The sequence below is a fragment of the Streptomyces xanthophaeus genome, assembly GCF_030440515.1.
Lineage (GTDB): Bacteria > Actinomycetota > Actinomycetes > Streptomycetales > Streptomycetaceae > Streptomyces > Streptomyces kutzneri.
The window spans coordinates 2,700,719-2,721,363 of sequence record NZ_CP076543.1 but is presented as its reverse complement, the minus strand read 5'-3'; the positions used below and the strand labels follow the sequence as shown (position 1 = coordinate 2,721,363).

At 72.0% G+C, this 20,645-nt stretch carries 15 protein-coding genes; 8 read left to right on the top strand and 7 right to left on the bottom strand.

Annotated features, from left to right (window positions below; all coding sequences use genetic code 11):
• Window positions 1–51: 51 nt before the first annotated feature.
• The 3 genes from KO717_RS11510 to KO717_RS11500 all read left to right on the top strand — a co-directional run bounded on the left by KO717_RS11510 (window position 52) and on the right by KO717_RS11500 (window position 3,931).
• Entirely contained in the window at window positions 52–2,835 is a 2,784-nt protein-coding gene (locus KO717_RS11510) for a DNRLRE domain-containing protein (protein WP_301366386.1), read from the top strand.
• A gap of 96 nt (window positions 2,836–2,931) precedes the next feature.
• On the top strand, window positions 2,932–3,603 hold the full coding sequence (locus KO717_RS11505; RefSeq protein ID WP_301366385.1) for a hypothetical protein: 672 nt from the start codon (window positions 2,932–2,934) through the stop codon (window positions 3,601–3,603).
• A gap of 109 nt (window positions 3,604–3,712) precedes the next feature.
• The gene (locus KO717_RS11500; RefSeq protein WP_301366384.1) at window positions 3,713–3,931 is read left to right on the top strand and encodes a DUF6458 family protein; all 219 of its coding nucleotides are present in this window, start codon (window positions 3,713–3,715) and stop codon (window positions 3,929–3,931) included.
• Here the strand turns inward: KO717_RS11500 and KO717_RS11495 are convergent.
• Window positions 3,924–5,045: a glycosyltransferase gene (locus tag KO717_RS11495; protein ID WP_301374475.1), complete on the bottom strand. Its 1,122-nt coding sequence runs from the start codon at window positions 5,043–5,045 to the stop codon at window positions 3,924–3,926. The genes KO717_RS11500 and KO717_RS11495 overlap by 8 nt on opposite strands.
• Window positions 5,046–5,053: 8 nt before the next feature.
• Entirely contained in the window at window positions 5,054–5,593 is a 540-nt protein-coding gene (locus KO717_RS11490; RefSeq protein WP_301366383.1) for a WcaF family extracellular polysaccharide biosynthesis acetyltransferase, read from the bottom strand.
• Window positions 5,594–5,714: 121 nt separating this feature from the next.
• On the opposite strand from KO717_RS11490, the gene KO717_RS11485 reads away from it, so the two are divergent.
• Complete coding sequence (locus tag KO717_RS11485; RefSeq protein ID WP_301366382.1) at window positions 5,715–7,238, top strand: hypothetical protein; 1,524 nt, start codon at window positions 5,715–5,717, stop codon at window positions 7,236–7,238.
• Between the two features lie 78 nt (window positions 7,239–7,316).
• Here KO717_RS11485 and KO717_RS11480 read toward each other — a convergent pair whose 3' ends face one another.
• Genes KO717_RS11480 through KO717_RS11470 form a run of 3 tightly spaced genes read right to left on the bottom strand, consistent with a single transcriptional unit; the run spans window position 7,317 to window position 11,523 of the window.
• The gene (locus KO717_RS11480) at window positions 7,317–8,552 is read right to left on the bottom strand and encodes a hypothetical protein (protein ID WP_301366381.1); all 1,236 of its coding nucleotides are present in this window, start codon (window positions 8,550–8,552) and stop codon (window positions 7,317–7,319) included.
• On the bottom strand, window positions 8,549–10,315 hold the full coding sequence (locus KO717_RS11475; protein WP_301366380.1) for a lipopolysaccharide biosynthesis protein: 1,767 nt from the start codon (window positions 10,313–10,315) through the stop codon (window positions 8,549–8,551). The genes KO717_RS11480 and KO717_RS11475 overlap by 4 nt, the downstream gene beginning before the upstream one ends.
• Window positions 10,312–11,523, bottom strand: a complete 1,212-nt coding sequence (locus KO717_RS11470) for a glycosyltransferase (protein WP_301374474.1) — start codon at window positions 11,521–11,523, stop codon at window positions 10,312–10,314. The genes KO717_RS11475 and KO717_RS11470 overlap by 4 nt, the downstream gene beginning before the upstream one ends.
• Window positions 11,524–11,673: 150 nt before the next feature.
• Here KO717_RS11470 and KO717_RS11465 point away from each other — a divergent pair, with 150 nt between their 5' ends.
• Window positions 11,674–12,177, top strand: coding sequence for an adenylyltransferase/cytidyltransferase family protein (locus tag KO717_RS11465; protein ID WP_375137962.1), 504 nt, complete (start codon window positions 11,674–11,676; stop codon window positions 12,175–12,177).
• Here KO717_RS11465 and KO717_RS11460 read toward each other — a convergent pair.
• Window positions 12,158–12,880 carry a CDP-alcohol phosphatidyltransferase family protein gene (locus KO717_RS11460; RefSeq protein ID WP_301366379.1) on the bottom strand — a complete coding sequence of 241 codons (723 nt, stop codon included), beginning with the start codon at window positions 12,878–12,880 and terminating at the stop codon, window positions 12,158–12,160. The genes KO717_RS11465 and KO717_RS11460 overlap by 20 nt on opposite strands.
• A 115-nt stretch (window positions 12,881–12,995) precedes the next feature.
• Window positions 12,996–15,305 (bottom strand): glycogen debranching protein GlgX, encoded by a 2,310-nt coding sequence (gene glgX, locus KO717_RS11455; protein ID WP_301366378.1) that lies wholly within the window; start codon window positions 15,303–15,305, stop codon window positions 12,996–12,998.
• Between the two features lie 182 nt (window positions 15,306–15,487).
• Between glgX and KO717_RS11450 the strand changes: the two genes are divergently transcribed.
• The 3 genes from KO717_RS11450 to KO717_RS11440 all read left to right on the top strand — a co-directional run bounded on the left by KO717_RS11450 (window position 15,488) and on the right by KO717_RS11440 (window position 20,562).
• Complete coding sequence (locus tag KO717_RS11450; protein ID WP_301374473.1) at window positions 15,488–16,708, top strand: L,D-transpeptidase; 1,221 nt, start codon at window positions 15,488–15,490, stop codon at window positions 16,706–16,708.
• Between the two features lie 140 nt (window positions 16,709–16,848).
• Entirely contained in the window at window positions 16,849–19,140 is a 2,292-nt protein-coding gene (locus KO717_RS11445) for a choice-of-anchor A family protein (RefSeq protein WP_301366377.1), read from the top strand.
• Window positions 19,141–19,335: 195 nt separating this feature from the next.
• Complete coding sequence (locus tag KO717_RS11440; RefSeq protein ID WP_437184494.1) at window positions 19,336–20,562, top strand: L,D-transpeptidase; 1,227 nt, start codon at window positions 19,336–19,338, stop codon at window positions 20,560–20,562.
• The last annotated feature ends 83 nt before the right edge of the window (window positions 20,563–20,645 follow it).

The following is a 20,645-nucleotide window of genomic DNA, read 5'->3' as shown; positions in this document are numbered from 1 at the left end:
GCTGTTCGGATAGTTCCAGCCATCAAACCGGGCAATTGCCCTGGGGGGCTCATGCGTAGATCCAGAGGGCTGACTGCCGCCCTCGTCCTGTCACTGGCCGGTGCGGGCACCGGCATAGGCCTGGTGCTGATGCCTCAGGCGTCCGCCATCACGGCGCCGGTGGCATTCACCGCCGACGAACTGCCGACCTGGCAGACGAACGGCGTCGTCTGGGCGATGGCCCAGGCCAACGGAACCGTCTTCGCCGGCGGTACCTTCTCGGCCGTCCGCCCGCCCGAGGGCGTGGCCGGCGCGGAGCAGAATGCCGTGAACTTCGTGGCGCTCGACGCCGCGACCGGCAATCCCACCTCCTGCAAGCTGGCCTTCACCATCGGCGAAGGCACCGCGACCGTGCGCACGCTGGTCGTCTCGAAGGACAAGAAGACCCTCTACGCGGGCGGGTCCTTCGGCGCCGTCAACGGCACCCCGGTCTCCAGCCTCGCCGCGATCGACATCGCGAGCTGCACCCCCAAGGCATCGTTCCACCCGAGCTTCCCCGCCACCGTGCGCGCGCTCGCCGTCACCGACGACACCCTGTACGCGGGTGGCGACTTCGGCACCGTCGAGGGCCAGACCCGCGAGCGGTTCGCCGCCGTGGACGCCTCCTCCGGTGCGCTGAAGCCCTTCGTCGCCAACGTCGACGAGCCGGGCCGCGCCGTCGAGGTCACCCCCGACGGCAAGAACGTGCTCCTCGGCGGCGACTTCTTCACCGTCAACGGCTCCAACAGCCACGCCCTCGCCGTGGTCAACGCCACCACGGGCGCGGTCACCAAGACGTACAGCAACATCCCGTCGAACTCGGTCGTCAAGGACATCTCCACCGACGACACCGGCTTCTACACGGGTCACGAGGGCTCCGGCGGCGGCGTCTTCGACGGCCGCATCGGCCTGCGCCTGAGCGACTTCACCGAGAAGTGGCGCGACCGCTGCCTCGGCGCCACCCAGTTCGTCCTGCCGTACGAGGGAGTGCTCTACAGCTCCTCGCACGGGCACGACTGCTCCACCGAGCTGGAGTTCCCCGACGGCAAGCGCAACTTCCTGCTGGCCCAGCCGACCAACCACGAAGGCGCCGCCCCCGCGCCCGTGGACGGCTTCGTGCGCGGCCCCGGCAAGCTGGGCTGGCACCCCACGGCCAACGACGGCATGGACGGCACCGAGGGCATCGGCCCGCGCGTCATGGCCGTGGCCGAGAAGAACGACGTCAAGTACATGTGGGTCGGCGGTGAGTTCACCCTCATCAACGGCAAGCCGCAGTGGGGCCTGACCCGCTTCGCCTCCACCGGTGACGTCGGCGCCCCGACCACCCCGGTGGCCAGCGCCTCCAGCGTCAAGCCCGGCGAGGTCCAGGTCCGCTGGCGCACCAGCTACGACGCGGACGACAGCAAGCTGACGTACCGCATCTACCGCAACGGCTCCGCCACCCCGGCCGCCACCGTCACCGCCAGCTCGCTGGAGTGGGAGCGCCCCCAGGCCTCCTGGAACGACGCCACGGTCAAGGCCGGCCAGAGCTACACCTACCGGGTGACCGCGACCGACGCCGCCGGCAACACCAGCGCCCTGTCGGCCGTCGCCTCGGTGACCGTCCCGACCTCGGTCCAGTCCTACCCGAACCAGGTCCGTACCGACGGCGCCGACCTCTACTGGCGCTACGACGACGCGGTCAGCCCCTACGTCGCCGACTCCTCGGTGTCCGGCAACCGCAGCGGTGTCCAGCTCAACGCCCCCGCCCTGAAGCAGTCGCCCGGCGCCGTCTCCGGCAGCACGGCGATGGGCTTCAACGGGACCAGCCAGCAGGTGTACAGCGACCGCCGTCAGACGGTCGGCAACGCGTTCACCGTCGAGACCTGGTTCAAGACGAACACCACGCGCGGCGGCAAGCTCATCGGCTTCGGCAACAACACCGCGCGCAACAGCGGCACGTACGACCGCCAGATCTACATGACCAACACCGGTCGCCTGGTCTTCGGTGTCTACAACGGCTCGACCCGCACCGTCTCCACGGGCCTGTTCGAGACGTACAACGACAACAAGTGGCACCACGTGGTCGGCACCCAGGGCCCCGGCGGCATCACGCTGTACGTCGACGGCCAGAACAAGGGCTCCCTGAACGCCACGAGCAACAGCAACATCGCGGGCTACTGGCACGTCGGTGGCGACAACCTCGCCAACTGGCCGACCCGCCCGACGAGCAACTTCTTCGCGGGTCAGCTCGACGAGACCGCCGTCTACCCCTCGGCGCTCTCCCAGGCCCAGGTCAAGAACCACTTCGACCTGGCCAAGGCGCCCACCGACACGGTCTCCGCGGTCAAGACGACCGAGGACACCTACATCAATCAGGGTGCCCCGAGCGCCAACAACGGCACGTCCACCTCGCTCGCGGTGCGCGGCAGCGGCTCGCTGTACGAGACGTACATGCGCTTCAACCTGCCGGCCGCTCCGGCCGGCCAGGTCCTGAAGTCCGCCTCGCTGCAGATCAAGACCAGCACGCAGGCGAACTCCGGCACCGCCGACACCGTGAAGGTGCTCCCGATCACCGGTAACTGGACCGGCACGGGTACCACCTTCAACACCAAGCCCACCCTCGGCACCACCCCGCTCGGCAGCATCGCGGGCGTGCCGGAGGGCTCCGCGGTGCACAACGTGGAGCTGGACACCGCCACGGTCTCCGCGGCGCTGGGCACCAGTTACGGCCTGGGCCTGACGAGCACGGGCACCGACCCGCTGTGGATCTGGTCCTCCGAGGCCACGGCGGCGGAGGGTACTCCGCAGCTGGTCCTCACCTTCGGCGCGAAGTAAGCGACGACAACCGAAACAACCGCCTGACGGCGTGCGGGGTCCGGCTCTCTGTGGCCGGGCCCCGCTGCACACCCCCTTGAGTACGGGAGCCATCCGATGTACCGACGCTCCGCAGCGGCTGCTGTCCTGCTGGCCGCCGCCCTGACGCTGACCGCCTGCAGTTCGGGCGGGGACAAGGCCGACTCCGGCGCCTCGCCGAAGCCCCCGGCCTCGTCGTCGGCCCCCGACCCGGCGGATGCTCCGCAGCCGTCGACCGACCCGAACGCGAAGCCGACCGGCCCCGTCCTCCCGGACGCGAAGCTCACCCCCAAGACGGGCAGCTTCACGGCCGAGGAGAAGAAGTACCTGAGCGGGCGGGTCCCCGACAAGGTGGACCCGGCGTCCGTGCTGCAGGGCGGCCAGGACGCCTGCCAGCGGGTGCAGCGCACCGCGAAGCACGACAAGGACGCGGCGACCGGAGCCGTCATCACCGGCGAGATCCCGGGCGCCAAGGACGCGATCACCCTCCTGTGCCCGGACCAGAAGCCGATCCTCGCCGCGGCGGAGAAGGGCTTCCCCGAAGGCCCCCGGACCTCGCCCGCGGCCGGCAGCTACCGGGCGCTCACCCAGGCCACGAACTGCACCTGGGAGGCCAAGGGCAAGGACGGCGCCACCCTCGCCTCGGGCCCCGAGACCCCGCCCAAGGCGGGCGACAAGATCACGGCGACGATCCCGGCCGGCACGGCGGAGTTCAACTCCACGGGCTGCTACGCCTGGATCCCCGCGTAGCACGCCGCCAACGCCCCCGAGGACCGGACTCCCGGCCCCCGGGGGGCGTTTCCGTACCCGGAACCCGGGTACCCGCGCGGTCACAGTCCCGACAGCGGAAGGCGGATCCATGGGCATCGGCGGATGCATCGTCCTGATCGTGGTGGGTGCCATCCTCACCTTCGCCAGCGACTGGGAGCTGGAGAGCGTGAACCTCGACCTGGTCGGCCTGATCATGATGGCGGTCGGCGGAATCGGCCTCGCCGTGTACACGAGCATCTACAAACGCCGCCGCACCACGGGCGGCGCGATCCCGGTGGTGGACGACCACCGGCGGGACGTCATCTGACGCCGCGGGCGCCCTCGTAGACCGGGAGGAGGGCGTCCAGGACGGCGTCCATGGAGAAGGACTCCGCGGCCAGCTTGCGGGCCGACAGGGAGGCTTCGTGGTTCGCCGCCGGGTCCAGGAGGTCCAGGACGGCGGTGGCGACGCCCGCCGGGCCGGGGTCGACCGCGTGGCCGGCGCCGGTGCGGGCGATGTCGCGGGCCAGGCCGTTGGAGTGGGTCACGACCGTGGGGACGCCCACGGAGAGGGCTTCCAGTACGGACATGGGGAACGGCTCGTCCACCGACGGCAGTACGTACACGTGGGCGCGGCGCAGTTCGGTGAGGACCTCCGCGCTGGAGAGGGCTCCCGGGACCGTGAACCGGTCCGCGAGGCCCAGCGCCCCGATCCGGGCCCGTACGGCGGCCAGTTCGCCCTCGTCCGGGCCCGCGACCACGAAGTGCGCGTCCGGGTGGGCGGCGAGGACCGCCGGGGCCGCGTCCACGAAGTCCACCGGCCGCTTACGGGCCTGCAGGCGCGCCGAGTACAGGATGCGCGGCGGGCCGCTCAGCGGCGGCCGTTCCTCCTGCGCCGGGGTCCCGTTGACCAGCCGGACCGCCTGCGCCAAGGGCGGCGCGCCGACCACCGCGTCGAGCCCCTCCCGCTCGTGCGGGGTCAGGTACAGCACCGCGTCCGCGCCGCGCAGCAGCCGGCGTACCGCCACCGCGTCCAGCACCTTGGCCAGCAGCTTCCCGCTCGGGTCCACCATGCCGTGGGTCTGCAGCACCAGCGGCTTGCCCGCCCGCAGCGCCGCCAGGGCGACCGGCAGCGTCACCAGGTCCCGGGCCAGGTGGACGTGTACGACATCGGCGTCCCGCACCAGCCGGCCGGCCGAGGCCAGCAGGGCGGGCGAGGTCATCCCGCTGAAGCCGAGGGGGAGCAGCCGGCGGGCGGGGAACAGCTTCGCCGGGACCCCTTCGACGGAGGTCGGCCACTGGTCGAAGCCCTCGCCGAGCGCGAGCAGCCGCGCCTCGTGGCCCCGGGCCCGCAGCCCCTTCGCCAGGTTCAGTGCGACCCGTACCGGACCGCCGAAGGCGTGCGAGGGGGAGTGCAGGGTCACGGCGTGCAGGACTCTCATCGCGGCACTCACTTGGGTTCCTCCACCGGGCGGCGCTGCCCGTCCTGGGTCTGCAGGGTCAGCGCGGGCAGGTCCTTGTGGACCACCGAACCGGCGCCCGCGACGGCGCAGCGGCCCACCGTGACCCCGGCGAGCACGGTCGCCCGTACCGCCAACCACGCGCCGTCCTCGACCACGATCGGGGCGTTGCGGTAGCGGAAGTCGGAGGCCCGGTGGTCGTGCGAACCGGTGCACAGCATGGCTTCCTGCGAGACGCACACGTTCGCCCCGATGGTCACCGGCTCCAGGTTCAGCAGCCAGGCGCCCTCACCTATCCAGGTGTGGTCCCCGATGTCGAGCTTCCACGGCCACAGCACCCGCACCCGGTGCCGGACGAGAACGCCCTCGCCGATCTTCGCCCCGAAAGCCCGCAGCAGCGCCACCCGCACCCGCGCCGGACAGAACCAGCTCATGAACAGGGTGTTCATCACGGCGAACCAGAGCGCCTGCGTCAGCAGCCCGCGGCCCTTGTCGTACCCGGCCAGCGTGAAGGAAGGAAGATCCCGCAACTGTCGCCCCCATCTGCTCCCCCGGACTCCGTCCGGGAGGACCCCCGCGCCGCGGCCTCCCCGGGCGTGGCCCGCTCAGACTAGACTGCCCGCGGACCAGGCACATCGGGTGGGGGCGGCAGTGACGACGGACATACGCAAGCCCTCCGCCACGCAGCCGAAGCAGCCCGTTCCGTCCCCCTTCGAGGACGAGAGCCTGTGGGGCCGGGCCACCCTCCCGCGCACGCTCCTCTCGCGCGCGCTGTCCGTGCCGCTCGCGCTCGGATTCACCGTCTTCCTGCCCCTGTTCGTCGCCGTCCAGACCGGTGCGGGCGTCCGCGACGCGGCCTTCTGGCTCCAGCTGCTGCTCACCATGTACGCGGGCGCCCGGCTCTCCGCGATGGTGCTCACCAGCCGCCGCAAACTGCTGCAGGGCTCCTTCTGGCTCTTCGTCTACATGGCCATGGGCGTGGCCCCGCTCGCACAGGCCGTCCTCGGCCAGGTCCCCACGCCGGTCGTCGGCCCGCGCTCCGACCTGACCATCGCCATCGGTCTCGTACTGCTCGGCTGCACGGCCTTCGACGTCGGCGTGCTGCTGGCCCGGCACCGGCCGGCCGGGCGCGCGGGCGGCTCCCAGAAGGAGTCGAAGCCCGTCATGGCGCACCGGCGCCGGCTCCAGCTCCTGACGATCCTGTCGTTCCTGTGCAGCGCCGTCTTCATCATGAAGCTGGGCGGCCCGGCGGTCTTCTTCTCCAGCCGCCAGGAGATCATCGCCGGCATCGAGGAGGCGGGCGTCTCCAACGGCGACGGCCAGGCGGGCCAGGCCCTGTTGCGCGGCTTCGGCACCGTACCGGCGCTGCTCGCGCTGCTCCTGTACACCCGCTGGCTGATCACCTCGAAGTTCGCCCGCCGCAAGGTGTCGATCATCGTGACGTGGGCGATGCTCGCCGGCCTCAACCTGATCGTCAACAACCCGATCTCGAACCCTCGGTACTGGTTCCTGACGGTCATGTTCGCGCTGCTGTTCACCGTCTTCCCGGTCAGCGCGGCGATGTACCGGGTGGCGCTGTCGATGGCCGTGGTCGTCGCGCTCCTGATCTTCCCGTTCGCGGACCGCTTCCGCTACGACGAGAAGAACTACCGGCCGGTCGAGACCACGTCCTTCCTGGAGCCCATGGCCCTCAAGGACTACGACCAGATCGGCATGTTCGCGAACACCATCACCTTCTCGAACTCCGGCCCCGGTCACTTCTACGGCCGCCAGCTCGCGGGATCGGTCTTCTTCGCGGTGCCGCGCGCGGTGTGGCCCGGCAAGCCGCGGGACACGGGCGTGATGGTCGGCCAGTGGATGGGCACGGTCAACACCAACCTCTCCTCCCCGATCTGGGCGGAGCTGTGGCTGGACTTCGGGCCGCTGGGCATGGGGGCGGGGCTGCTGGGCATGGGGTACGCCTCGGCCCGCGTCGACCGGCGCTATGCGAAACGGGCCACGCGCAGGAGCCCGCCGGGGAGCCTGATCTCGGTGGTGGTCCCGCTGGTCGCGGGCTACTCGTTCATCCTGCTGCGCGGACCGCTGCTGCAGGCGTCGGGGCGGGTGGCGATCGCGGCCCTCTGCCTTGCGCTGGTCGCGACGTACCGCACGGACAAGTCCACCACCCTGCGCTGACCGCGCGCCTCGAACGCCGGCGGGGCTGTATTTCAGCCCGTCCGGCGTTCGAGGCGCGGGTCCGGGCAGCGCCCGGGATCAGGCCGCGGTCGCGGGCTCCGGCTCCCGCGAGCCGGCGGCGGCCGGGAGGCGGGTGACGCGCCACCAGGCGGCCAGGGCCTTGAGCGCCGAGCCGGCCGCCAGGCCCCACGCGGCGCCCGCCACGCCCCACACCGCGTAGCCACCCAGCAGCAGTCCCACCGACAGCAGCGAGAAGACCACCTGCAACGACAGCGTGGCCTTCGGCGCGAGCACCCGCAGGGTCAGCAGCGCGCACGTGCCGAGCCCCATCACGGCGTACTGCGCCCCCGTGGCCGGCAGCAGCGCGGACGCGCCCGCCCAGGTGTCGCCGAGCAGTTCCCGGCCCAGCCGGTCCGGCAGCAGGTACAGGGCCGTGGCCCAGCCCGCGCCGACCGCAGCCAGTACGAGTCCCAGCGCGGCCGTGGCCCGGACCGTGGCCCGCTTGCCGCCGAGCCGCCCGAGCACCGGCGGCCCGAAGGCGTTCGCCGAGTTGAACAGCACGTTCAGCGGCCCGAACAGCGTGGTCGCACCTCGCAGCGCGCCGACGGCCAGCGGCGTCGCGAAGACGCCGAGGCCCAGGACGGCGAGCTGGCTGGAGCCGTTGCCCACCGCGAACTCGACCACGAACCGCTGCCCCAGGTGACCCCGCCGCAGGTACGGCCGTAGTCCCGCGAGACCGCCGCGGGCGCCGCGCACGTACGGCCGCAGCAGCCAGAGCCCCACGCCCAGCGCCGGCAGCGCGGAGAGCCCCCACGCGAGCACCAGCCGCCCCGCCGAGGCCCCTTCGGGCTGCAGGGCCAGCGCCGCGACGACGCACACCAGCCGCAGCACGTCGGCGGCCAGCGCCCGCTGCGGCGCGCGCAGCGCGGAGAAGCAGTACCGCAGGCCGTCCTGGAGGAGCACCAGCGGCAGTACGAGGCCCAGCGCGAGGAAGGCGGTCCCGGTGGCCCCGGGGAGCGCGAGGCCCACCACCAGCAGCAGCGCGCCCACGGCGGCCGAGGCGGCCGCGGTGAAGCCCACGGCCGAGCGGCACTCGGCGCCGATCAGCTCACCCTTCTCCAGGACCAGGCTCTGGCCGACGTAGGCCATGTTCAGCCCGAGGAGCACGCTGAAGGTCACGTACACCATGGAGAAGTCGGCGAACCCGGACGCCGAGGACAGCCGGGCGGCCAGCACCAGCACCAGGATGTTCGTGGCGCTGGACGCGGCCTGGTCCAGGACCGACGCGACGGCGGCGAGGCCGCGTCGGCTCATCTGCGGCCCATGCGGACGGTGCGCAGCGCGACGGTGTCCGTGCCGTCACCGGGGATGTGCTGTTCGGGCTCGGCCACTTCGTACGGGATCGGCTGGGGCTGAGGCGCGGGCCGCCCGGGCTTCGAGGAGGTCCCGGGACCCCCGGCGGGGCCGGTGGGCGCCGGGCCGGACTTGTCCTTGCCGCGGCCGCGCTTCTCGCCGGGCAGCGGCGCGTGCAGCACCGCGCCGAGGACCGTGCCGCCAGCGCCGCTGATCAGCTCACGGATCCGCGACAGGTCGGTGCGGTGCACCGCGCGCGGGTCGCAGACGACCAGGACGCCGTCGACGCGGTCGACGAGGGCCAGGGCGTCGGCGTAGGAGAGTACGGGCGGAGCGAGCACGACGACCGTGGAGTTGGGGGAGTCGGCCTCGGAGATCAGCCGGGTGGCGCGGGCCGAGGTCAGCGAGCGCGGGACGTTGCGCGCCCGCTCGCCCGGGATGAGGTCGAAGGAGCCGGACTCCCCGGCGTCCACGACGAGCTGGCGCCCGTCGGGCCATTCGGTGTCCGAGTGACGGCCGCCCTGGTTCGGGCTGCCCGGGGTCTGGCTCCAGCGCGGCCTGCCGCCGGCGTCCGTGGGCAGCTGGCTGGCCAGTACCGGGGTGCGCAGGTCGGCCTCGATGAGGAGGACGTCCTTGCCGGTCTCCGCGAAGGAGGCGGCGAGGTTCACGGCCACGGCGGCGGCGGTCTCGCTGCTGCCGCGCGGGGCGACGACGAGCAGGCGGCGCCGGTCGGCGAAGCGGGAGTCGTAGGCGAGGCGGAAGGCCACCGAGCGGTACTCCTCGGCGAGCCGGGGATCGGCTTCACCGGCGGCGAGCAGCGGTCCGCCGCCGGTCCGGTCCCGCGGCAGGTAGCCGAGGACGGGGGCGCGCAGCGCCCGGGCCACGTCGCCCTCGGATCGCGGGGCGGGGTCGAAGACGAGGCGGACCCAGGCGGCCAGCAGGCCGAGTGCGAGACCGACGGCCGCGCCGAGCGCGAGCGACATGACGATGCCGGGGCCGTCGGTGGCGGTGGGCGCGGTCGCCGCGCTGGTGACGCGGCCCGGGGTCATGTCCAGGGCCTCGAGCTTGGTGATCTTGGTGTTGTAGCCGCCGACCTCGCTCTGCAGATCGGTCTTGGAGGAGCTGGCGGCGTCGCGTCCGGAACCGGCCGGCATCCGGGCGATCTCCTTCGACAGCTCGTCGAGCTGCTTGGCGATCGGGTCGCGCTGCTCCTTGTACCCCTTGACCATCTTGTCGCGGGTGGCGTCGAGGGCCTCCTGCCGCTTCAGCAGGTACGCCTCGGTCATCGTGTTGGCGCGCTTGGCGGCCTCCTTGGGGGAGTCCGCCGTGTACGTGAAGCGCAGGACCATGGTCTGCGGCGGGTTGGTCACCTGCAGGCCGCTGCGCAGGGCGGCGAAGCCGGACGCGCCCACGCCGAGCTTCTTCGCCGCCTCGTTGGCTATGGAGGAGCTGAGCGCGACCTGGCGCTCCGAGCCGATGTTGATCGCCTTGTCCGGGGCGAGGCTCGGGTTGAACGGGTCGTCGGTGGGTGCGCGCAGGACGACGTCGGCGGTCGCGACATAGGTGTCGGCCGTGGAGATGCCGAGGTAGACGCCGCCCAGCAGGCCGATCCCGATGCCCGCGCCGATGAGCCTGCGGTAGCGCAGGAGCTGCCGGAACTGATCTCTCAGGAGATCCGGTTCGTCGTCGGCCGGTGCCGCTGCAGGGCGGTTCGTCTCGATCACGGCCGGGGTCCCCCAAGTGCTTCGTCTATCAGTGCGTCGATGCGGGCCAGGCCCGCTTCGCGGCTCAGATGGGCCGCCACGTGGCGGGGTCCGGCCGCTCCCAGTGCGTCCGCGCCTTCCGGGTCCTCGGCCAGGGCCCGTACGGCCTTCAGCAGGGCTTCGGGGTCCTCCGGCGGTACGAGCACCCCTGCACCCGAGCGTTCCACTTCCTGCGCGGTCCCGCCCTCCGCGGCCACGGAGGCGACGACGGGCCGGCCGGTCTGGAAGTACGAGGTCAGCTTCGACGGGACGCTCATGTCCAGCACGGCGGCGTGCTGCGTGACCGCGAGAACGTCCGCCGCCGCGAGGATATCCGGGAACTCGCCGTCAGCGGCAGGGGGGATGATGTCCAGATTCGGCACATCCGACGCGAGATCGGACAGAGCCGCCCGCTGACTTCCGTCACCCATCAGGACGAACCGGACGCTCGGATCCAGCCGGGCGGCGCCGACGAGGACTTCCAGGCCCTGCTTGAGGCCCATGTTCCCGGAGTGCAGGACGACGGTCTCGCCGGGGGCCCAGCCGAGGTGGTGACGGGTCTCTCCGCGCGGCTTGGTGGGCACCGGCACGTGCGACCAGTTCGGGACGAGGCGGATCTTGTCCGGGTCCACGCCCATGCCGACGACCCGGTCCACGAAGGTCTCGTGGATGACGCCGACGAGGGTGGCGCGCTTGAGGGCATAGGCCTCGGCGCGGCCGGCGATCGCGGCGGCCTTGTCGCCGCCGCTGATCCCGCTCTGCGCGGCGGCGGCGCCCATCAGGTCCTGGACGACCGGGATGTAGGGGACCTTCCAGCGGGCCGCGAGCCGGGCGGCGAGCACTCCGCCGGCCAGGCTGGGCATCTGTGCGAGGACCGCGTCGGGCTTGGGCATCCGGGGCGGGGCCACGGCGCCGTGCAGCAGAATCGATCCTTCGAAAAGGGCCCGCTTCACGGCGGTCTGGCGCGGCGGCACGGTGTGCGCACGCCGGTGCACGGTGACACCCGCGCGCTGTTCCGTGCGCTGGAACGCCCCCTTGTACTCGGGTTCGAGCGACCAGGCCGGGTAGTGGGGCATGCCCGCAAGGACGTGCGTCTCGTGACCGAGATCCGCCCAGTGCTCCGCGATCTGGGTGGCGTACGGGCCGATCCCCGCGTGCTCCGGAGCGTAATTGGTGGAAACCAGCAGCATGCGCCGCTGACCGGATCTGGACACCGTGCGTCCCCTCTTCCCCTGGATGATGCGCACGTCACCCTATTCGTTCACCCGCGTGGTGCGGAACGTGCACGCTATTGTCTGCTAATCCGCTGCACCGGGGGGTGTGGCTGCTGGGGGTAAATGATGACGGAGCACGACATGTCCGACCTTGCTGCGCCTGCGCGCAGGCCGTATCGAGTCGGATACGCGCCCGGCGCCTACGACCTGTTCCACATCGGGCATCTCAACATCCTCCGGCACGCCCGGAGTCAGTGCGACTACCTGGTCGCCGGGGTGGTCTCGGACGAGATGGCCGAGCTCGCCAAGGGGCGCCGTCCGATGATTCCGCTCGTCGAGCGGCTGGAGATCGTGCGCAGCGTGAAGTACGTCGACGCCGCCTTCGTCGAGACGGTCCCCGACAAGGTGGAGACCTGGAAGCAGGTCCGCTTCGACGTCATCTTCAAGGGCGACGACTGGCGCGGCACGCCCAAGGGGGACCGCCTGGAGAAGGACTTCGCCGCCCACGGCGTCGACGTCGTGTACTTCCCCTACACCGTGCACACGTCCAGCACCCAGCTGCGCCGGGCGCTGGACGCGCTCGCGGAACCGGCCCAGGCACCGGGCCAGGTCACCGGCGAACGGCGCTGAGCTCCCGGAACCACTTGGCGAGGAACGCCAGCAGGAACAGCGCGGCGACCACACCCAGTCCCGCGTACGCCCAGACGAACAGCCTTCCGCCGCCGAGCAGCAGGAACACCAGGCAGAACACCCCGTAGTCCACGGGCAGCAGGGCCACCGCGCGCGCGGTCGACGGCGCGGCCGCCGGGCTGCCGGGAGCCGGCTTCGGCTTCAGCTTCTCCGTCAGCAGCCCGCCGAAGAAGGTCACCACCGCGGCGAACTGGAAGCCCAGCGGCACCAGCAGCCAGCCGTCCGCGCCCGTCCCGTACGCGTCCGGGAAGCGGTAGAAGGCGATCAGCACGCAGGAGTGCAGGGCCGTCAGCTTGGCGGCGTCCACGACGTGGTCGAGCCATTCGCCGGCCGCGCTGCCGCCGCCGCGCAGCCGGGCGAGCTGCCCGTCGGCGGAGTCGAAGGCGAAACCGACGGCGAGGGCGGCCCACACCGCGATCCCCAGCCCCCACGAGGGGGCGGTCAGCGCGACCGCGGCCACGGCCGCGAAGCTGAAGACGGCACTGATCAGCGTCACCTGGTTCGGGGTGAGCCCCAGCGCGTACGAACCGGCGGCCAGGTACCGCCCGGCGGGCCGGTTCACGAACCGGGAGTAGAGCGACACCCCCTTCGCCGACTTCTGCGCCCCGCGCAGTTCCTGCAGCGCGGTCGTGACTCTGCCCATGCAGGGACCCCCTCCGAGACGATGTCGAACACATCATCGCAGTACGAACAAGTGGGCTGGTTCCGGATGTCGGGTACGTCCGGAACCAGCAGCACGGACCGGGCCGGTCCGCCGTTCAGCTCACCACCTTCAGCAGCAGCACCGACCGCGCCGGGACCGTCAGGGTCCGCCCGCCGCGGTGCCGGGTCCGGGGAGGATCGGACTGGGCCTCCAGGGAGGTGTCCAGGACGACCTCGTACACCTCCGCCCAGGGCGCCCCCGGCAAGGCCCACTCCACCGGCCGGTCCCCGGTGTGCAGCAGCGCGAGGAAACTGTCGTCCGTCACCTGCCGGCCCCGCTCGTCACGGCCCGGGATGTCCCGCCCCGACAGGTACATCCCCAGCGAGGAGGCCGGCGCGTACCAGTCCCGCTCCGTCATCTCCGCGCCCGCCGGGGTGAACCAGGCCAGGTCCCGCAGCCCGTCCGCGCCCTGCGACCGCCCGGAGAAGAACGCCCGCCGCCGCAGCACCGGATGGGCGTGGCGCAGTGCGATCAGCCGGGAGGCCAGGGCGAAGAGCGACTGCCAGGCCGGATCCTCCAGCAGCGACCAGTCCACCCAGCCCGTCTCGTTGTCCTGGCAGTACGCGTTGTTGTTGCCGTCCTGCGTCCGCCCGAACTCGTCCCCGGCCACCAGCATCGGCACGCCCGTGGACAGCAGCAGCGTCGTGAGCAGGTTGCGCAGCTGGCGCCGGCGCAGCACGCCGATCCGGGGATCGTCGCTCTCGCCCTCCGCCCCGCAGTTCCACGACCGGTTGTCATTCGTCCCGTCCCGGTTCGCCTCCCCGTTCCCCTCGTTGTGCTTGCGCTCGTACGACACCAGGTCGCGCAGGGTGAAACCGTCGTGCGCGGTCACGAAGTTCACCGAGGCGTACGGCCGCCGCCCGCCCCACGCGTACAGGTCGCTGGAGCCGGACAGCCGGTACCCGAGGTCCCGTACGTCGGGCAGCGCGCCCCGCCAGAAGTCCCGTACGGCGTCCCGGTAGCGGTCGTTCCACTCCGTCCACAGCGGCGGGAACGCTCCCACCTGGTAGCCGCCCGAGCCCACGTCCCACGGTTCGGCGATCAGTTTCACCCGCCGCAGCACCGGGTCCTGGGCGATCACGGCGAGGAACGGCGACAGCATGTCCACGTCGTGCATCGACCGGGCCAGCGCCGCCGCCAGGTCGAAGCGGAAGCCGTCCACCCCCATCTCGGTGACCCAGTACCGCAGCGAGTCGGTGATCAGCCGCAGCACGTGCGGGCGCCCCGCGTGCAGGGTGTTCCCGCACCCCGTGTAGTCGGAGTACCGCCGCTGGTCGGACTGGAGCCGGTAGTAGCCCCGGTTGTCGATCCCGCGCAGCGACAGCGTCGGGCCCAGCTCGCCCGCCTCCGCCGTGTGGTTGTAGACCACGTCGAGGATGACCTCGATCCCGGCCGCGTGCAGGGCCCGGACCATCCGCTTGAACTCCCCGACCTGCTGCCCGGCCGTCCCGCTCGCCGAGTAGCCCGCGTGCGGGGCGAAGTAGCCGATCGAGTTGTAGCCCCAGTAGTTGCGCAGCCCCCGGCGCAGCAGATGGTCCTCGTGCGCGAACTGGTGCACCGGCAGCAGCTCGACCGCCGTCACCCCCAGCCTCGTCAGGTGCTCGATCGCCGCCGGGTGGGCCAGGCCCGCGTAGGTGCCGCGCAGTTCCTCGGGAATACCCGGATGGCGCATCGTGAAGCCGCGCACGTGCAGCTCGTAGATCACCGAATCGGCCCACGGGGTCTTCGGCCGGACGTCGTCCGCCCAGTCGTCGTCGTCGTGGACGACCACGCCCTTCGGGACGAACGGCGCGGAGTCCCGGTCGTCCCGGACGGTGTCGGCGATGTACTGCTGTGGCCAGTCCCGGACGTGGGCGTACACCTCCGGGGGCAGGGTGAAGTCCCCGTCCACGGCCCGCGCGTACGGGTCCAGGAGCAGCTTCGCCGGGTTGTAGCGGGCGCCCGTCCAGGGATCCCAGCGGCCGTGCACCCGGAATCCGTACCTCTGCCCGGGGCGTACGCCCGGCACGAACCCGTGCCAGATCTCGTGCGTGTGCTCCGTCAGGGTGCAGCGGGTCTCGGCGCCGGCCTCGTCGAAGAGACACACCTCCACCGCCTCCGCGCCCTGCGCCCACAGGGCGAAATTGGTGCCCGCGGTCCCGTCGGGACCGTGATGGAACCGGGCCCCCAGCGGATGCGAGGACCCCGGCCACACCGGCGCCCCCGGGCGCGCGTGCACCCGTAACACCTGGCCCCTGACCTGGCCGTTCGGCCGCTCCTTCAGTCGGCCGTCGATCTGCGGTACGGGCGCGGCCCGGCCGCTCCGCACCGCTTCCGCGGCATTGCTGACGGCTTCCACCGCCTCCTGCTCGGCTGCGCTCGACACTGCCCGCCTCCACGGCTCCTGGGTACCGGCGGGGGTAGGGGAGAGTGCGGCCCCGGCGTCCCGGCCTGGGCCCGCCCCCGTCTGGTCCTTCACACTGTTCTGCCCGGACAGTTCTGCCCGGAACGTGGCCCGCGCTCACGTTTCCCCCGCAGCGCCCGGTCGTTGGAGGGATCGTGACACTTCTGACGAGGCGGGCAGGGGCGGGCTTGGCCGCCGTGGCGGCATGGGCGGGCCTGCTGGGCGGCCTGGCCGGATGCACCCAGGACGGCAAGGCCCCGGTCGAGATCCAGCTGCCCGGCAAACCCCGCTCGCCGGACGAGGCCATCCGTATCACCCCCGACGACAACGCGAAGGGGGTCCCCGCGGACGGACGGCTGTCGGTCACCGTGCCCGAGGGCCGCCTGGAGCGGGTCGTCGTCACCAAGGTGGAGGACGCCCAGCAGGAACAGGTCCCCGGCGCCATCGCCGACGACGGGCTCAGCTGGAGCCCCGACCCCGCGTCCGGACGGCTCGCGCTCGCGGCCAAGTACACCGTGGACGCCGTCGCCCTCGACGGGCACGACCGCCGCCAGGCCCGCCACACCACCTTCACCACCTTCGTTCCCGAGGAGCGGTTCATCGGCTACTTCAAGCCCGAGAACCGCTCGACCGTCGGCACCGGCATGATCGTCTCCTTCCGGTTCAGCCAGGCGATCGAGCGCCGCGCCGAAGTGGAGCGGGCCATTACCGTCACCTCCGACCCGGGCGTACAGGTCGTCGGCCACTGGTTCGGGCGGGAGCGGCTCGACTTCCGGCCCAAGGAGTACTGGAAGTCCGGCACCAAGGTCACCGTGAAGATGGACCTGCGCGACATCGAGGGCGCGCCCGGCGTGTACGGCATCCAGGACAAGAGCGTCAGCTTCACCGTCGGCCGCTCCCAGATCTCCACCGTGGACGCGGCCGAGCACACCATGGAGGTCCGCCGGGACGGGCAGCTGGTGTCGACCGTGCCGATCAGCGCCGGAGCGCCCAAGACCACCACCTACAACGGCAAGATGGTGGTGATGGAGATGTTCGACGTCACCCGCATGAACGGCCAGACCGTCGGCTTCGGTGGCGAGTACGACATCCCCGACGTCCCGCACGCCATGCGGCTCACCTCCTCCGGAACCTTCCTGCACGGGAACTACTGGTCCAGCCCCGACACCTTCGGCACCACCAACGTGAGCCACGGCTGCGTGGGCCTGCGCGACGACAAGGGCGGCGGCTCGGACACCCCGGCCGGCTGGTTCTTCGACCGGACCCTCGTCGGGGACGTGGTGCAGGTCGTGAACTCGCAGGACAAGACGGTCGCCCCGGACAACGGGCTGGGCGGCTGGAACATGTCCTGGGCGGACTGGGTCGCCGGCTCCGCCATCGCCTGAGCTCTCCGGCGGGTGCCCCGCCCGGGAGAGTGATCACTGTGATCGAAATGCCGTAGCGCAGAGTGTCCGTGCCACGCCCCACCGAAGCCTGCCCCAGCCTGTCAGGGCACATGAGGGCAGCAGGCAACGGACGGAGCGTCATGTCAGCAAGGAACTGGACCCTCGGGCTCGCGATCGGAGCCGTACTGGCCTCCGCCGCGCCCGCGGCCTTCGCGGAGGGTCCCGGTGGCGACCGCCCGGCGGCGGTCGCCAGAGCTGCGCTTCCCGGGGGGCTGGGGCCCTGCGTGCCGGGAGACTGCCCCGACCCGTACCCGGCCATCGGCACCGACGGCATCCCGAAGGGCCGCGACAACGGCGTCAGCATCTTCGCGGGAGGCGACTTCCGGGTCCGCGGCCGGGCCTCCGAGGCCGAGGGCCGGCTCGTCGTCCTCGGCGACTTCGACCAGGACAAGCAGGCGGGCGGGGACAGCCGCTACAACGTGGGCATCGTCGGCGCCGGATCGCTGGTCCCCCCGCCCGCCGGCGCCGACTTCCTCACCACCGGCGGCTCCGTCACCGTCGCGCCGGGCGAACGCCTGCTCGCCGACGGCGGTGTGGTCCGGTACGCCGGCTCCGTCTCGGGCACGGTGACCGGCCGCCCGGTCCGGGACCCCGGCGCCGTCACCCCGTACGCGGGGCTGCGCGACCGGCTCAGCGCCGCCAGCCAGTGCTACGCACGGGTCGACGGGCAGCCGCGGCGCGCCACCGGCACGGCCGTCGACAACGGCTACGAGACGCTCTTCACCGGCGACGGCACCTCCTCGCTCCAGGTCTTCAACGTCGACGCGAACCTGGTCGGCAACGGGGGCGGCCAGCAGGGCATCCGGTTCGCGCGGATCCCGGACACGGCCACCGTGCTGGTGAACGTCCTGGGCGCCACCCGCACGATCAGCACGTACAGCGGCGGCATCCAGGACACCGACCCCCTCAACGCCTACCGCGAGCGGCTGCTGTGGAACTTCCCGGACGCCACCACCGTGAACCTGACCGGCGGCGGCCAGTTCCAGGGCAGCTTCCTCATCGGGCAGCAGTCCTCGGAGACCACCGTCACCCTGCCCGGCATCAACGGGCGCTTCTTCACCACCGGCTCCGTCACCCACGGCAGCAGCACGACCGGGGGCGGCGGCCAGGAGTTCCACTCGTACCCCTTCAACGGGGACCTGCCCGAGTGCGGCGGCCCGGCCCCGGTGACCGGCTCGGTCTCGGTCCGCAAGCGGGACGCGGACACGGGCGCGGCGCTGCAGGGGGCACGGTTCGAACTGTGGCGGGAGACGAACGGCAGGGACGGCCTGCAGGACACCGCCCCGGGCGCCGACACCCTCGTCGCCGAGTGCACGACGCCGGCCTCCGGCATCTGTGAGCGCACCACCGAGCCCGGTACGTACTACTGGCGCGAGACCGGGACGCCGCCCGGCTACGACCTGGACGACACCGTCCACGAGCTGACCCTCACCGCCGCGAATGCCTCGGCCGGGGTCCGGTACGAGGCCGGCAACCGGCGCACCCCCGAGCCGCCGGACTCCGCCCGGGTCGTGCTGCGCAAGACCGACCGGGCCACCGGCCTCCCGCTGGCGGGCGCGCAGTTCGAGCTCTGGCGGGAGAGCAACGGCTCCACCGGCCTCCAGACGGACCCGGCGGGCGGCGACACCCGACTCGACGGGGCCTGCGTGACGGACACCCTCGGCACCTGCACGGTGGAGCTGCCGATCGGGCACACCTACTACTGGCGTGAGACCGCCGCCCCCGTCGGATACGAGACCCCGGCCGACCCGGCCACCCGGTTCGACCTGGACCCGGGTGACGTGGCGGACGGCATCGTCGTCGACGTCGCGAACACCCCGGTGACGGAGGAGTACGACGGCTCGATCCGGGTCGTGAAGCAGGACGCCCGGACCAGGCAGCCGCTGCGCGGCGCGGTGTTCGAGCTGTGGCAGGAGACCAACAACACCCCGGGCCTGCAGACGCGCGGCGGCAACGCCGACCGCCGGGCCGCCCCGGGCTGCACCACCGACCGGACCGGCGTCTGCACCTTCGGCCCGCTCCCCGAGGGCTGGTACTACCTGGTCGAGACGGCGGTCCCCGCGGGCTACGTACTGCCCGCCGACCGGGTCACCGGCCCGCTGCGCCTCGACATCGGCACCCCCGACCGGCGCCTCGTGGTCACGCTGCGGAACAAGCCGGTCGACCACGGCAAGGACGACCACGGCAAGGGTGACCACGGGAAGGGTCACCACGGGAAGGACAAGCACCCCAAGCACCCGAAGGGCGACCACGGCAAGGGCAAGCACCCCCAGCCGCCGAAGCACCCGAAGGGCGGCCACGGGAAGGGCAAGCACCCGAAGCACCCCCAGCACTCCAAGCACCCGAAGCACTCCAAGGGCCCCCGGGCCTGACCCCTCGGCGGCCGCCCCCCGGGATTGGCCTGATCACCTACACCGCCCCCGGTCACGGGGGCGGCCGCCGCGGCACTTCTCCGGGCAGTTGGGACGGAACGGTGACAAGACCGTGGCTCATCGTGATCTCTCCGTGTGATTACCTGTCAACAAGCGCGCGACAGTCCGCGCGCGGGGGACATGGGGAGAACACGAGTGAACCTGCAGCCGATACGCGGCCGCGCCCGCACCGGCCTGCCGGCCCTTCTGCTGGGGGCGGCGCTGCTGTTCACCACCGCGTGCAGTGGCAGTGGCGGTGGCAACGGCGGCGGCAGCGGTGGCGACAACGCCGGGGGTGGCGGTAAGACCGGTACCGAGGCCTCCAAGGCGGTCGTCAGCGTCAAGCCCGACGACGGGGCGAAGGAGGTCGCGACCAGCGGCGTCCTGAAGATATCGAGCACGGGCGGCAAGCTCAGTACGGTGACCGTGGCGGACACCAAGGGCAACGCGGTCGAGGGCAAGCTCGCCGACGACGGCGCGAGCTGGGAGCCGGCCCGCCACCTGGCCTCCGCCACCGAGTACAAGGTGCACGCGGTCGCCAAGGACGAGGCCGGCCGGGAGTCCGCCAAGGACACCACCTTCACCACCCTGACCCCGACGAACACCTTCGTCGGCCACTACACGCCCGAGGACGGCGCCACCGTCGGCGTGGGCATGCCGGTCTCGATCAACTTCACCCGGGGGATCACCAACCCCGAGGCCGTCGAGAAGGCCATCACCGTCACCGCCGAGCCGGCCGTCCAGGTCGAGGGCCACTGGTTCGGCAACGACCGCCTCGACTTCCGCCCCGAGAACTACTGGGCCGCGGGCACCAAGGTCACCGTGAAGCTCGCCCTCGACGGGGTCGAAGGCCGCCCCGGCGTCTACGGCAAGCAGACCCGTACGGTCACCTTCACCGTCGGCCGCTCGCAGGTCTCCACGGTCGACGCGAGCACCAAGCAGATGGAGGTCGTCCGTGACGGCCAGGTGCTCAAGAACGTCCCGATCACCGCGGGCGCCCCGTCGACGACCACGTACAACGGACAGATGGTCATCAGCGAGAAGTACAAGGTGACCCGGATGAACGGCGCGACCGTCGGCTTCGGCGGCGAGTACGACATCGCCGACGTCCCGCACGCCATGCGCCTGTCGAACTCCGGCACCTTCGTCCACGGCAACTACTGGGCCTCCTCCGGCACCTTCGGCTCGGCGAACGTCAGCCACGGCTGCGTGGGCCTGCGTGACGAGCGCGGCGGCGGCGACCCCGACGAGCCGGCGGCCTGGTTCTTCAACGAGTCGCTGATCGGCGACGTGGTCGTCGTGAAGAACTCGAAGGACAAGCAGATCGCCCCGGACAACGGCCTCAACGGCTGGAACATGCCGTGGGCGGAGTGGATCAAGTAGTACGCCGCCCACGCGGTGAGGGCCCGGTGCTGTGACCCACAGCACCGGGCCACTTCGCGTTAACCGGCGCTAACCTGGCCCGT

Excerpts from the sequence above, each read along its gene's own strand:
- KO717_RS11445 (WP_301366377.1), top strand. The coding sequence starts at position 16,849 with ATGTCAGCAAGGAACTGGACCCTCGGGCTCGCGATCGGAGCCGTACTG.
- KO717_RS11480 (WP_301366381.1), bottom strand. The coding sequence starts at position 8,552 with ATGAGCCGACGCGGCCTCGCCGCCGTCGCGTCGGTCCTGGACCAGGCC.
- KO717_RS11510 (WP_301366386.1), top strand. The coding sequence starts at position 52 with ATGCGTAGATCCAGAGGGCTGACTGCCGCCCTCGTCCTGTCACTGGCC.
- KO717_RS11505 (WP_301366385.1), top strand. The coding sequence starts at position 2,932 with ATGTACCGACGCTCCGCAGCGGCTGCTGTCCTGCTGGCCGCCGCCCTG.
- KO717_RS11465 (WP_375137962.1), top strand. The coding sequence starts at position 11,674 with ATGACGGAGCACGACATGTCCGACCTTGCTGCGCCTGCGCGCAGGCCG.
- KO717_RS11495 (WP_301374475.1), bottom strand. The coding sequence starts at position 5,045 with ATGAGAGTCCTGCACGCCGTGACCCTGCACTCCCCCTCGCACGCCTTC.
- KO717_RS11460 (WP_301366379.1), bottom strand. The coding sequence starts at position 12,880 with ATGGGCAGAGTCACGACCGCGCTGCAGGAACTGCGCGGGGCGCAGAAG.
- KO717_RS11470 (WP_301374474.1), bottom strand. The coding sequence starts at position 11,523 with ATGCTGCTGGTTTCCACCAATTACGCTCCGGAGCACGCGGGGATCGGC.
- KO717_RS11500 (WP_301366384.1), top strand. The coding sequence starts at position 3,713 with ATGGGCATCGGCGGATGCATCGTCCTGATCGTGGTGGGTGCCATCCTC.